Raw genomic sequence first — 13,016 nt, forward strand, 5'->3', positions numbered from 1 at the left:
AAGCAAGCGGGGCCGGTCGTCCATCGACAAAGTCCCTATCGGCCGCCGATTCGGCGTGCTGACTCAATGCGGCTGCTCGGGCAATTCCATGCTGCGCATCTGCCACGCAATGCGCGAGCCGCCGCCTACCGCCGCACCCACGATCCAGAACAGCCCCGCCACGCCCACCAGCGCCCCGGCGTAGCCAAAGATCACCGGCATCAACACGCTGGAGCCGTTGATCGCCATGAGCCGCAGGCCCAACGCTTCGCCATGTCGCGCGGGCGGCGTGAGCTGGTGGAGCATGCTCATGATCATCGGCTGCACCGAGCCCAGCGCCAGCCCCAGCAGCACCGAGCAGGTGCCGAGCAGAACGGCGGTCGGCATCAGCGGATAGACCGCAAACAACAGCGCCGTGATCAGCATCGCCGTACAGAGCACCGTGGCCTCCTTCAGGCGCTCCGCGATGAAGGGCATGAGCACCCGAATTGCGGCGGCAGCCAAGGCGAACGAGCCCAGAATCGTACCGATCACCGAGGCCGACAGGCCGCGTTCATGACCGAGCAGCGGCACGACGAAGGTGTGCACGTCCCAGCAGGAAGACAGCAGCCAGTTGAGAATCAGCAGGCGGCGAAAGTTGGGCTCCTTGAGCAGATCCCAGGCCTTCTGGCGCTTGCCGTTGTCGGCCGCAATCACGGGAGGCATCTCCTGCGTGCGGCGCACCCACAGCCATGTGAGCAACGCCATCACCATCATCATCACGAAGGCGGCGCGGTAACCCTCGGTGCTGCCCTCGGTTTTTCCGGCGTGATCGATCAGCAGCCCCGCAAAGAACGGGCCGATGAAGTTCGACACCGCAGGTCCGATCGCCAACCAACTGAACACCTGACGCAACTGCGTCGCATCATGCGCCGCACGCCCCACATGGCGCTGCAGCGCAATCGTGGCCGTGCCCGTCGCCGCGCCCGTGCAGAGCGCCGCAAAACACAGCACCGGAAAAACGGGAAACAGCGCTGCCGCGCCCGTGCCGATGGCAGCGACGATCACCGCATATTTCACCGGGCGCTTGAGGCCATGGCGATCCGCATAGCGGCCTGCTGGCAAGGCCAGAAACACCTGCGTCAATGCAAACAGCGCGAGCAGCAAGCCAACGGCCACGGCGCTGTAACCCTCGCGCAGCGCAAGCAGTGGCGCGGCCATGCGCATGCCGGTCATGCTGGCGTGAATGCAGATCTGTCCAGCGATCAGGCGCGCGAGGGCAGTGTTCATCTCACTCGCCCTCACCTTCATCGCGCTCATCGTCGGCGATCAGCAGATCGCCCGATGCGGAAGGTGGTGGCAAGGATTCGGCAGCGTCACCCGCACCCGGCGAAGGCAGCTCCTGCACCGCACGCAGCTTGCGTTGGATGGCGCGGGTGCGTACATCGACCTGATCGAACTTGCGCGCAGCCGCTTCGATGGACTTGCGCGTGGCATCGACCACGGTGCCGAAGTTCTGGAACTCGGTCTTCACCTGCCCCAGCACGGCCCAGACCTCGGACGAGCGTTTTTCGATCGCCAGTGTCTTGAACCCCATCTGCAGACTGTTGAGCATGGCGGCCAGATTGGCCGGGCCGGTGATCATCACGCGGCATTCGTTCTGCACGGCCTCGACCAGCCCGGGCCTGCGCATCACCTCGGCGAACAGGCCTTCGGTCGGCAGATACAGCACCGCGAAATCGGTGGTGTACGGAGGCGCAACGTATTTGCTGAAGATCTTCTTGGCTTCGAGCCGGATCGAGGTCTCGAACGCGTTGCCCGCCGCAATCATCGCGATGCGGTCCGCCGCATCCGAGGCATCGAGCAGCCGCTGGTAATGCTCCACCGGATACTTGGAATCGATGGGCAGCCACACCGGTTCCTCGTCCTTCTTGCCCGGCAGGCGAATCGCGAATTCGACCAGTTCATCACTGCCCGGAATCGTCTTCACGTTCTTGGCGTATTGATCGGGCGACAGCACGTTGTCGATGATCGCGCCAAGCTGCATCTCGCCCCAGGTGCCGCGCGATTTCACATTGGTCATCACGCGCTTCAAGTCGCCCACACTGCCCGCGAGCGTCTGCATCTCGCCCAGGCCCTTGTGCACCTGTTCGAGCCGCTCGCTCACCAGCTTGAACGATTCGCCCAGACGCTGCTCCAGCGTCGCGTGCAGCTTTTCATCGACCGTGCGGCGCATCTCTTCGAGCTTGGCCGAGTTGTCGGTCTGCATGGCGCCAAGCCGCTCGTTGAGCGTGCTGCGCATGCCACCCGACAGGGTCTCAAAGCGCTGCGCGAAAGCCGAATCCAGCAGCGCAAGCCGCTGGTCCAGCTTGTTCTCGAACGAGCCCAGCGACACCTGCAATTCGCTGCGGCTGATGCGCGCCTCATTCACGGCCAAGGCCAGCCGTTCCTCCACCGAATCGCGCACGCCATCAAGCGCATCCTGCGAGGTCTCGGAGAACGCACGCAGATGCAGCGCCATGCCATTCATCGCACCGTCGTTCTTGGCCACGGCAAGCTGTGTGGCCTGCGACATGGCTTCGAGCGCCTGCAGCCGCTGCTGCAACTCGGGCGTGATCTCCACGCGCGGGCGGCGCACGAGCACCACCACGAGCAGCACGATCACCAGAATCAACAGAACGAAGATGGCAATGGTTTCAACGGTCATCAAAATCCAGAATCAAAACGCAGCAAGGGATCAACGCGCGACAGGCTGGTTCACCGGCGTGATGGGCGCGCGGCCTTCCAAAAAGGCAATCAGATTGTCAGCCGCCAGGTTGCTCATCTTCAAGCGCGTCTTCACCGTCGCGCTGGCAATGTGCGGCGTGAGCACCACATTCGGCACCTGCAGCAGGCCGGGATAGACCGACGGTTCGCCCTCGAACACATCCAGCCCCGCGCCTGCAATGCGCTTGTCGATCAGCGCCTCGGCCAGCGCCGCATCGTCGACGATGCCGCCGCGCGCGATGTTGATCAGCGTGGCGGTGGGTTTCATCTTTGCCAACTCAGCCGCGCCAATCGCGTGATGCGATTCAGGCGAGTACGGCAGCACCAGCACGAGGTGATCGGCCTGCGCGAGCAGCTCATCCTTGCTCACGTAGCTTGCCTTGCATTCGGCTTCGAGTTCGGGCGTCAGCTTGGAGCGGTTGTGATAAATCACGTTCATGCCAAAGCCATGCGCGCCGCGTTTGGCAATGCCCTGCCCGATGCGGCCCATGCCCAGAATGCCCAGCGTGCTGCCATGCACTTCGGCACCGGCAAACATGTCGTAGCTCCAGCGCGTCCACTTGCCTGCACGCAGGTAGTGCTCGCTCTCGGTCACGCGGCGGGCCGTGGCCATCAGCAACGCAAAACCGAAATCGGCTGTGGTCTCGGTCAGCACATCGGGCGTGTTGGTGCCGAGCACGCCTGCCGCCGTCATCGCTGCCACGTCGAAGTTGTTGTAGCCCACCGTCATGTTGGAGACGATCTTCAGCTTGGGGCAAGCCGCCAGCAATGCCGCGTTGATCGGTTGCGTGCCGGTGGTCAGCGCGCCGTCCTTGTCTTTCAGGCGCTCAAGGAGTTCGGCATCCGTCCAGAGCACGTCAGCCTGATTGGATTCGACTTCGAAGTGCTGCGACAGTCGCTCGATCACTTCCGGGAAAATTTGGCGGGCGACCAGAATGCGTGGCTTGCTCATGACTCGGGGATACCTTTCTTGTCTCTTTGACTTGTAGTGATGATGAAATGAAAAACGCGGCTCAGCGGAACCAGATTAACGTCATGATGACGAACAACGGAATCAGCACGCAGCCCGACCAGGCCATGTAGCCGAAAAAGCTCGGCATCTTCACGCCACGATCTTCGGCGATGGCCTTGACCATCATGTTCGGCGCATTGCCGATGTACGTGTTCGCACCCATGAAGACGGCACCGGCGGAGATGGCAGCCAGGGTGGGTGCGAGCGTGGTCATCAGCACGGCCGGATCTCCGCCCGCCGTGTTGAAGAACACCAGATAGGTGGGCGCGTTGTCGAGGAAGGAACTCAAGGCACCCGCTGCCCAGAAATACATCGCCGGGTCGGGCGAGCCATCGGGCCGCGTCACCGCCGAGACGATGGCACCGAACGGGCCGTTCACGCCCGCCTTGAGCATGGCAATCACCGGGATGATGGTCAGGAAAATGCCTGCAAACAGCTTGGCGACTTCCTGCATGGGGCCCCAACTGAACTGGTTCTTTTCGTGCACAAGCTTGGGCGTGACCTGCAACGAGACGATGGCGACCACGATCAGGCCGATGTCACGCACCAACCCCGGCAGGCCCACATGCGCACCCGCAATGACCCATTGCACATCAGACTTCCACATGCCGCTCATGAGCACCAGTGCAACGATCGCCAAGAGCAGCACGAAGTTGCCCTTGCCCTCGAAGCCAATGCCTTGTGGGCCGGTGTTGTCGGGCGTCGGATCTTCGCGGCGCATTTCACCGCTGCGGCCAAAGAACCAGGAGTCGAGGAAATAGAAGATGACCAGCAGCACGCCGACGAGGAACAGCGTCTCGGTGAAGATGTGCTGCACCGTCCAGAAGAAAGTCACACCCTTCAGAAAGCCGAGGAACAGCGGCGGATCACCCAGCGGCGTGAGCGAGCCCCCCGCGTTCGACACGATGAAGATGAAGAACACCACCACATGCGCCATGTGCTTGCGGTGGTCGTTGGCGCGGATCAGCGGGCGGATCAGCAGCATCGATGCGCCGGTCGTTCCCATGAAGCTGGCCAACACCGCGCCGATGGCGAGGATGGCCGTGTTGAGCCCCGGCGAGCCGTGCAGATTGCCGCGAATGTAGATGCCACCCGCCACCGTGAACAGCGCGGTCAGCAGAATCACGAACGGAATGTATTCGGCCACCAGTGCGTGGATGAAACTCACGCCCGCAGCCGGCGGGCCGAAGGTGATCGCAAATGGAACGAGAAACGCCAGCGCCCAACCCGCAGCCACCTTGCCGAAATGGTGGTGCCAGAAGCTCGGCAGAAACAACGGCATCAACGCAATCGACAGCAGAATGCCCGCGAACGGCACGCCCCACAGCACGGACAGCGCGCTGCCGTCGATCTCTGCAGCATTGGCGGCCATTGGCAACGCCCAGATCGCCCCAGCCATCGCGCGCGACCACTTCGCTCTTGTCTCCAAAATCACCTTCCTTGTCGTTGATGCGCGAAGCCCGACTCATCCAGCCCGCGCACGTTCACGTTCATCTCAGCCCTGCGAGGCAGGAATCTCGAACACCTGGCGCAGATAGGCCAAGTACTTTTCGTCATTGCACATGTTCTTGCCCGGCGCGTCGGAGAGCTTGGCCACCGGCTGACCGTTGCAGCGCGTCATCTTGATCACGATCTGCAGCGGCACATGCTCCGGCGGATCGCCCAGATCATTGGTGAGATTCGTGCCGATGCCGAAGGCCAGTTGGCAGCGTCCGCTGAAACGGCGATACAGCTCGATCGTGCGCGTGAACGTGAGTGCATCGCTGAAGATCAGCACCTTGGTCAGCGGATCGACGCGATTGGCCTTGTAGTGCGCAAGCAGCCGCTCGCCCCATGCAAACGGATCGCCGCTGTCGTGCCGGGCGCCGTCAAAGAGCTTGCAGAAATACAGATCGAAGTCGCGCAGGAAGGCGCTCATGCCATACACATCCGAAAGCGCAATGCCCAGATCGCCGCGATATTCCTTGGCCCAGCATTCAAAGCCGAACACCTGGCTGTCGCGCAACCGTGGACCCAGTGCCTGACAGGCCTGCAAATATTCATGCGCCATGGTGCCCAGCGGCTTCAGGCCCAACTTCATCGCGAACAGCACATTGCTCGTGCCCGCCAACTGACCGGGCGCGTAGCTGGAGCCGGGGCGCTTTTCATCGCCGCCCAGCTTGGCGCACAGCACACGCAGCACCTCCTCATGCCAGGCGCGGCTGAAACGGCGGCGCGTGCCGTAGTCCGCAATCTTGAGCTCTTCGAGTCCTTCGCCCTGCAACTGCGCAATCTTCTGGTCGAGACGGCGGCGGCCTTCGGCAAAGTTCGGCACCTTCTGCTTGTTGCGAAAGAACACCTCGTTCACGATGGCCAGCACCGGAATCTCGAACAGGATAGTGTGCAGCCACGGGCCGGTGATCGTGATGTCGATCTCGCCGCTCGGCAGCGCAGTCACCGTGATGTATTTTTCGTTGAGCCGAAAAAGGCCCAGAAAGTCGATGAAGTCGCTCTTGATGAAACGCAGCGAGCGCAGATAGGCCAGCTCCGCATCCTGAAAATGCAGACTGCACAGCGAGCGGATCTCATCGCGAATCTCGCTCACGAGAGGCGCGAGCTGCACGCCGGGGTTGCGGCACTTGAACTTGTATTCGACCTGTGCGCCCGGAAAGTGGTGCAACACCACCTGCATCATCGTGAATTTGTAGAGGTCGGTGTCGAGCAGGCTGGTGATGATCATGAGGCTTGAGGGTCTCCGAGGCCTCCCCGGCAGGGGAAACCTCTTCGCGAATCCCATCGACACCTGACAGAGGCGGCTTGTCGATCGATTCGCGCAGAGCTTCCCTGACCCAGCAAAGCGCATGGTTGTCTCTCTTTGCGAGAGTGCGTTTGCCATTGTGGCACCAACCGCCGCCCCGCGCAGGCAAACGGGCCGCAAAGCCGCAGCCAGTGCGAGCTTCAGCCTTTGGATTTGGCGATCAGACCCTGAGCGTTTCGAGAACGCTGCGCAGCTTGTCGGGCAAGGCGCACGGGCGGCGCCTTTCGCGATCGACATAGACGTGCACGAAATGCCCCAGTGCCGCCGTCATGGGCTCGCCTTCGGCAAACAGCCCGATCTCGTAACGCACGCTCGACGTTCCGAGTTTGGTTACCCGCAAACCCGCTTCAACCGTTTGCGGAAAAGCCAAAGAGGCAAAGTAATTACATTGAGTTTCAATTACCAACCCAATCGTACTGCCGTCATGAATATCAAGAGCGCCTTGCTCAATCAAATAGCCGTTCACCGCTGTATCGAACCAACTGTAATAGACAACATTATTGACATGCCCATATACGTCGTTGTCGGACCAGCGGGTCCCGATGGTGCGAAACACACGGAATTGCGAGCGCTCCAGAGGGGCGGGCCTGACGGCGGGAGCAGCGGAATGGGAGGATGTATTTGTCTCTGTCATGGTCACTTCATATTGAACGCTTATTTTGCCAAGGCAATCGCGTGAGCTGATGAACTCGCTGTGTTGTGTGCGACAGATGTTTTTTTGGGTGGTACCTCTAAAAATGTTGCGATGCAACAAAAGCACTTGCAATTTATGCAAAGGCCCCTAAAATTCGATCCATGCTGCACTGCAACATGACAAGCGAATCAGGTCACGTCAGAGCAGATATCTCATCTCAACCCCTTATTGGAGAATGACCATGTCCCTGACCCCCGAACAAGTGATCGCCGCTCAAAAAACCAACGTTGAAACTTTCTTCGGCCTGACCAACAAGGCTTTCGAAGGCTTCGAAAAGCTGGTCGAACTGAACGTGACTGCTTCCCGCGCTGCTCTGGCAGATGTCGCTACGCACACTCAAGCCGTGCTGGCCGCCAAGGACCCACAAGAGCTGCTGGCTCTGCAAGCTGGTCTGCTGCAGCCCCTGGCTGAAAAGTCGGTTGCTTACAGCCGTCACCTGTACGACATCGCTTCGGGCACTGGCACCGAGTTCACCAAGGCTGTCGAAACCCAAGCCGTCGAAGCACAACGCAGCTTCAACACGCTGGTCGACACTGCTGCCAAGAACGCACCTGCCGGTTCCGAAACTTCCGTCGCCGTGTTCAAGAGCGCCGTGAGCGCCGCCAACAACGCTTTTGAATCCGTTCAAAAGGCTGTGAAGCAAGCCAGCGACGTGGCTGAAGCCAACTTCAACGCAGTGGCCAACTCGGCTACCAACGCTGCCAAGACCGCTACTGCCACAGCTACCGCTGCTGCTCGCAAGCGTTAATTAATGACAACGGGAATTGATAGACAAAGGGTTAACCCCTACAATTTCCGTATCGATTCAAAACGCTTCACACGAAACGATTTGAATCCACCAGTTGTCTCCTTGGATCCTCTTGAAACCCGGTTTCTAGGATCCCTTAATAGCCCAGTCCTTACCGACTGGGCTTTTTTTCGTCCGTACAACGACAGCCGCCGCTACCCTCCCCACCCGGAATGGGTGGCACCACCACTCTTTTCCGAAACAGTCATCCCATAGACACTAGGATCCTGATCGCATGCCGCATAATTGACGTTTACGTAAACGTCATCAACCAACAAACCCTCAGGAGACCATCTTGGACATCAAAGGCAAAGTATTCATCGTGACCGGCGGCGCATCGGGCCTCGGCGAAGGCACCGCCCGCGCACTGGCGAGTCGTGGCGCTCATGTCGTCATCGCCGACATGCAGGTCGAAAAAGGCGAAGCGGTCGCCAAGGAAATCAACGGCAGCTTCGTCAAGTGCGATGTGACCAGCGAAGCTGACGGCCAGGCCGTCGTCGCCAAGGCCGTTTCCGCAGGCAAGCTGATGGGCCTGGTGAACTGCGCCGGCATTGCTCCCGCAGAAAAGACCGTCGGCAAGAACGGCGCGCATTCGCTGACTTTGTTCAGCAAAGTCGTGCAAGTCAACTTGATCGGCAGCTTCAACATGATCCGCCTGGCCGCCGAAGCCATGACCAAGAACGATCCCGAATCCACCGGCGAACGCGGCGTGATGATCTCGACCGCCAGCGTCGCAGCCTACGACGGCCAGATCGGCCAGGCCGCCTACGCCGCCTCCAAGGGCGGCATCGTCGGCATGACCCTGCCCATCGCCCGTGACCTGGCGCGCAACGGCATCCGCAACATGACCATCGCCCCCGGCATCTTCGGCACCCCGATGCTGTTCGGCATGCCCAAGGAAGTCCAGGACGCTCTCGCAGCAGGCGTCCCCTTCCCCAGCCGTCTCGGCACACCGGAAGACTACGCGAAGCTGGCCTGCCATATCTTCGAAAACGACATGCTCAACGGCGAAGTCATTCGTCTGGATGGTGCGATCCGTCTGGCTCCAAAGTAAGCAAGACAAAATAGCGCAAAAACAAAGGGCCTCACGGCCCTTTTCTTTTTTGCACCCGATCCAGACAGCAGAACAATGAAGCCCAACGGATGCTTGATCAAACACCCCAACGGCAAGACAGCCCCTCAGGCTAGGCGTCTCGTCCGCAGACAGTACTCTCGTACGGCAAGGACGAGCAACAACGCATGAGGGGCTGTATTGCCGCCCCAAAACGATTAGCCAATCGAGGCCAAAGGCCTCGGAAAAACAAAAAAGCAAAAAAAAGCGATGCAAGCCTAAACTTGCATCGCTTTCGATTTGGCGGAGTGGACGGGACTCGAACCCGCGACCCCCGGCGTGACAGGCCGGTATTCTAACCAACTGAACTACCACTCCTGGTAGAAGACGTTGCGAGTTCTGACGAACTCCAAGTGCCTCAAACTTGGCGACCCTACGGGGATTCGAACCCCGGTACTCACCGTGAAAGGGTGATGTCCTAGGCCTCTAGACGATAGGGTCATAACCTAGAAAAAATTGGTGGAGGTAAACGGGATCGAACCGATGACCTCTTGCATGCCATGCAAGCGCTCTCCCAGCTGAGCTATACCCCCGTAGAAATTGACTCCCACTTGTGGCTGGTGCTCACAAATAGAAAACGGGCCACCTGGTTGGGACGACCCGTTACTGGTCAACTTCAAAATATCTGGCGGAGTGGACGGGACTCGAACCCGCGACCCCCGGCGTGACAGGCCGGTATTCTAACCAACTGAACTACCACTCCTGGCAGGAAGCTTTGCTAGCTATTATATAGCATCAAGTGCTTCAAACTTGGCGACCCTACGGGGATTCGAACCCCGGTACTCACCGTGAAAGGGTGATGTCCTAGGCCTCTAGACGATAGGGTCAAAACCTTGGAACTAACCGAAAACTATGGCGGAGTGGACGGGACTCGAACCCGCGACCCCCGGCGTGACAGGCCGGTATTCTAACCAACTGAACTACCACTCCTGGTAGAAAGCGTTGTCGATTCTTACGAATCTCAAGTGCTTCAAACTTGGCGACCCTACGGGGATTCGAACCCCGGTACTCACCGTGAAAGGGTGATGTCCTAGGCCTCTAGACGATAGGGTCATAACCTAGAAAAAATTGGTGGAGGTAAACGGGATCGAACCGATGACCTCTTGCATGCCATGCAAGCGCTCTCCCAGCTGAGCTATACCCCCAAATTTCCCTGCTGATCACGTCGTTTACTTGTGTAACCGTCGTCATCTGCTGAGCTTTGAATTATATACAGGTTTTTAGGCGCTTTTCAAATTCTTCAAAACTTTTTCACGCCCCAGTAACTCAAGGACCGCATCCACCGATGGTGTGTGCGCTGTACCCAGCACCAGCACCCGGACCGGCATCGCCAGCGCGGGCATCTTCACGCCCTGCTCTTTGAGCAACTGCTTGATGGCAGCGCCGATGGCTTCCTTGTTCCACTCGACCTGTTCGACAACCGCTGCGAATGCAGCGAGCAAAGGTTTGGCAGCATCGGTGACATGCTTGGCATAGTCTTCCGCGTTGCGCTCGATGCTGTCGACATAGAAGAGTTTAGCCCAGTTGGCGAGGTCCACCAGCGTTTCGCAGCGATCTTTGAACAGGCCGACGATGCGCACGAAACGGTCATCCGCATCGATCAGTTGCTCGGTCACGCCTGCCTTGATCAGGAAGGGCTTGGTCATCGCAGCCAGTTCGCTGTCGTCCATGACCTTCAGGTGCTGGGCATTCACCCAGCGCAGCTTGGCTTCGTCGAACTGACCGGCGCTGCGACCCAGGTGATCCAGATTGAACCACTCGAGGAACTGCGAACGCGAGAAGATTTCGTCGTCGCCGTGGCTCCAGCCCAGACGCGCCAGATAGTTCACCATCGCATCGGGCAGATAGCCTTCGTCGCGGTATTGCGTGACGGCCTTGGCACCGTTGCGCTTGCTCATCTTCTCGCCCAGCTCGTTGAGCACGGTCGGCAAGTGGGCAAACACCGGCACCTTGGCACCCAGCGCTTCGAAGATGTGGATCTGGCGCGGTGTGTTGTTGACGTGATCATCGCCACGAATGACGTGGGTGATGTCCATGTCCATGTCGTCCACGCACACGCAGAAGTTGTATGTGGGCGTGCCGTCGGGACGTGCGATCACCAGATCATCCAGCTCGGAGTTCTGGAATTCGATGTGACCCTTGCACTTGTCGTCCCAGCCGACCACGCCGGTCAGCGGAGTCTTGAAGCGCAGCACAGGCTTCACGCCTTCGGGGATGGCAGGCAGCACCTTGCCGGGTTCGGGACGCCATGTACCGTCGTAGCGTGGCTTTTCCTTGGCGGCCATCTGCTTTTCGCGCAGAGCATCCAGTTCTTCCATGCTCATATAGCAAGGATAGACCGCGCCCTTGGCGATCAGGCCAGCGAGCACTTCCTTGTAGCGGTCCATGCGCTGCATCTGGTAGAACGGACCTTCGTCATGGTCGAGCTGCAGCCATTCCATGCCTTCGATGATCACATCGACGGATGCCTGCGTGGAACGCTCCACGTCGGTGTCTTCGATGCGCAGAATGAAGTCACCCTTGTTGGCACGCGCAAAAGCCCATGGGTACAGGGCCGAGCGGATGTTGCCAAGGTGGATGAAGCCCGTGGGTGACGGGGCAAAACGGGTGCGTACTTTTTCTTGTGTCATTTCAATGTATCCAAACCGCGTGAGAGGTCGGCCTTGATATCGTCAAGGTATTCCAAGCCCACGGAAACGCGAATGAGGCCCTGCCCCACGCCGGCAGCCTGACGCTGCTCTTCGGTCAGCCGACCATGCGAGGTGCTGGCAGGATGGGTGATGGTGGTCTTCACGTCGCCCAGATTGGCGGTGATGCTGCACACGCGGGTGCTGTCCACGACGTGGAAGGCGTTGGCGCGCAGCTCGTCGGCACCGTTGCCGATCACATCGAACGCGATCACCGCTCCGCCCAAGCCGCTTTGCTGGCGCATGGCGAGGTCGTGCTGCGGATGGCTTTGGAGACCGGGGTAGTACACGCGGGCCACCTTGGGATGTGCTTCCAGCCAGGTCGCCAATTCAAGTGCCGCGGCGCTTTCCGCCTTCACGCGGATCGACAGGGTTTCGAGGCCCTTGAGCATCACCCACGCATTGAACGGTGCCATGTTCAGACCACCACTGCGCAGGAAGGTGCCCATGACCTTGTCGACCAGCGCGATGCTGCCGCAGACGGCTCCGCCCATGGTGCGGCCCTGTCCATCCAGGAACTTGGTGCCCGAGTGCACGACCAGATCCGCGCCGAACTTGGCGGGCTGCTGCAGCACGGGCGAGGCAAAGCTGTTGTCGACCGCGAGCAGCGCGCCGTTGGCGTGCGCCAGTTCGGCCAGTGCGGCGATGTCGCACAAATCGGTCAGCGGGTTGGTGGGCGTCTCGGCGAACAGCATCTTGGTGTTCGGACGAATGGCGTCCTTCCAGGCCTGCACATCGGTCTGCGAGACAAACGTGGTTTCCACGCCGAAGCGCGCCATCTCGGTGCCCAGCAGCTTGATGGTCGAGCCGAACATGGATTGCGAGCAGATCACGTGATCGTCCGTCTTCAGTGCCGTCAGCGCGACCAGCAAAATCGCCGACATGCCGGTGCTGGTGGCCACGGAACATTCCGTGCCTTCCATGGCCGCGAGGCGTTTCTCGAAGCTGGTGACTGTGGGGTTGCTGGTGCGGCTGTAGGTGTAGCCGTCTTCCTGCGCAGCAAAGCGGCGCGCGGCCGTTTCGGCGTCTGGCTGCACGAAGCTGCTAGTCAGGTACAGCGCTTCACTGTGTTCACCCCACTGGCTGCGATCGATCGCTTCGCGCACGGCGAGCGTATCCGGATGCAGGCCTTGCGGCAATGTTCTGTCGGTCACGATAAATCCTTGCTTGTTTCTCAGGACCGCCAATGCCCGTCATTGACGGC

10 protein-coding genes and 8 tRNA genes are annotated in these 13,016 nt (G+C 59.9%); 2 read left to right on the plus strand and 16 right to left on the minus strand.

Annotated elements, in window-relative coordinates; genetic code table 11:
* Window positions 1-63: 63 nt before the first annotated feature.
* The 6 genes from G7048_RS02025 to G7048_RS02050 form a co-directional block, all read right to left on the minus strand.
* On the minus strand, window positions 64-1,248 hold the full coding sequence (locus G7048_RS02025) for an MFS transporter (RefSeq protein WP_166066563.1): 1,185 nt from the start codon (window positions 1,246-1,248) through the stop codon (window positions 64-66).
* A 1-nt stretch (window position 1,249) separates the two neighbouring features.
* Window positions 1,250-2,665 (minus strand): DNA recombination protein RmuC, encoded by a 1,416-nt coding sequence (locus G7048_RS02030; protein ID WP_166066564.1) that lies wholly within the window; start codon window positions 2,663-2,665, stop codon window positions 1,250-1,252.
* A gap of 30 nt (window positions 2,666-2,695) precedes the next feature.
* Window positions 2,696-3,676, minus strand: coding sequence for a D-glycerate dehydrogenase (locus G7048_RS02035; protein ID WP_166066565.1), 981 nt, complete (start codon window positions 3,674-3,676; stop codon window positions 2,696-2,698).
* 61 nt (window positions 3,677-3,737) lie between these two features.
* Complete coding sequence (locus G7048_RS02040) at window positions 3,738-5,108, minus strand: sodium:proton antiporter (RefSeq protein WP_240933131.1); 1,371 nt, start codon at window positions 5,106-5,108, stop codon at window positions 3,738-3,740.
* Between the two features lie 123 nt (window positions 5,109-5,231).
* Window positions 5,232-6,455, minus strand: a complete 1,224-nt coding sequence (gene pncB / locus G7048_RS02045; RefSeq protein WP_166066566.1) for a nicotinate phosphoribosyltransferase — start codon at window positions 6,453-6,455, stop codon at window positions 5,232-5,234.
* Between the two features lie 238 nt (window positions 6,456-6,693).
* Window positions 6,694-7,167, minus strand: a complete 474-nt coding sequence (locus G7048_RS02050; protein ID WP_166066567.1) for a thioesterase family protein — start codon at window positions 7,165-7,167, stop codon at window positions 6,694-6,696.
* Between the two features lie 241 nt (window positions 7,168-7,408).
* On the opposite strand from G7048_RS02050, the gene phaP reads away from it, so the two are divergent.
* Both phaP and G7048_RS02060 read left to right on the plus strand, forming a co-directional pair.
* Window positions 7,409-7,975, plus strand: a complete 567-nt coding sequence (phaP, locus tag G7048_RS02055; protein WP_166066568.1) for a phasin family protein — start codon at window positions 7,409-7,411, stop codon at window positions 7,973-7,975.
* A 334-nt stretch (window positions 7,976-8,309) separates the two neighbouring features.
* Window positions 8,310-9,068: a 3-hydroxyacyl-CoA dehydrogenase gene (locus G7048_RS02060; protein WP_166066569.1), complete on the plus strand. Its 759-nt coding sequence runs from the start codon at window positions 8,310-8,312 to the stop codon at window positions 9,066-9,068.
* A 298-nt stretch (window positions 9,069-9,366) separates the two neighbouring features.
* On the opposite strand, the gene G7048_RS02065 is transcribed toward G7048_RS02060, so the two are convergent.
* The 10 genes from G7048_RS02065 to G7048_RS02110 all read right to left on the minus strand — a co-directional run bounded on the left by G7048_RS02065 (window position 9,367) and on the right by G7048_RS02110 (window position 12,966).
* Window positions 9,367-9,443, minus strand: a tRNA-Asp gene (locus G7048_RS02065).
* Window positions 9,444-9,490: 47 nt separating this feature from the next.
* Window positions 9,491-9,566, minus strand: a tRNA-Glu gene (locus G7048_RS02070).
* A 16-nt stretch (window positions 9,567-9,582) separates the two neighbouring features.
* Window positions 9,583-9,658 (minus strand) — tRNA-Ala (locus G7048_RS02075).
* A gap of 93 nt (window positions 9,659-9,751) precedes the next feature.
* A tRNA-Asp gene (locus G7048_RS02080) sits at window positions 9,752-9,828 on the minus strand.
* 48 nt (window positions 9,829-9,876) lie between these two features.
* Window positions 9,877-9,952: transfer RNA gene (locus G7048_RS02085), tRNA-Glu, on the minus strand.
* Between the two features lie 26 nt (window positions 9,953-9,978).
* A tRNA-Asp gene (locus G7048_RS02090) sits at window positions 9,979-10,055 on the minus strand.
* A gap of 47 nt (window positions 10,056-10,102) precedes the next feature.
* Window positions 10,103-10,178 (minus strand) — tRNA-Glu (locus G7048_RS02095).
* A 16-nt stretch (window positions 10,179-10,194) separates the two neighbouring features.
* Window positions 10,195-10,270, minus strand: a tRNA-Ala gene (locus G7048_RS02100).
* 75 nt (window positions 10,271-10,345) lie between these two features.
* Window positions 10,346-11,755 (minus strand): glutamate--tRNA ligase, encoded by a 1,410-nt coding sequence (gene gltX / locus G7048_RS02105; protein ID WP_166066570.1) that lies wholly within the window; start codon window positions 11,753-11,755, stop codon window positions 10,346-10,348.
* Window positions 11,752-12,966: an O-succinylhomoserine sulfhydrylase gene (locus G7048_RS02110; protein ID WP_166066571.1), complete on the minus strand. Its 1,215-nt coding sequence runs from the start codon at window positions 12,964-12,966 to the stop codon at window positions 11,752-11,754. Before G7048_RS02110 ends, gltX begins: the two co-directional genes overlap by 4 nt.
* Window positions 12,967-13,016 lie beyond the last annotated feature (50 nt).

It is taken from the genome of Diaphorobacter sp. HDW4B (assembly GCF_011305535.1).
Classification (GTDB): Bacteria; Pseudomonadota; Gammaproteobacteria; order Burkholderiales; family Burkholderiaceae_C; genus Diaphorobacter_A.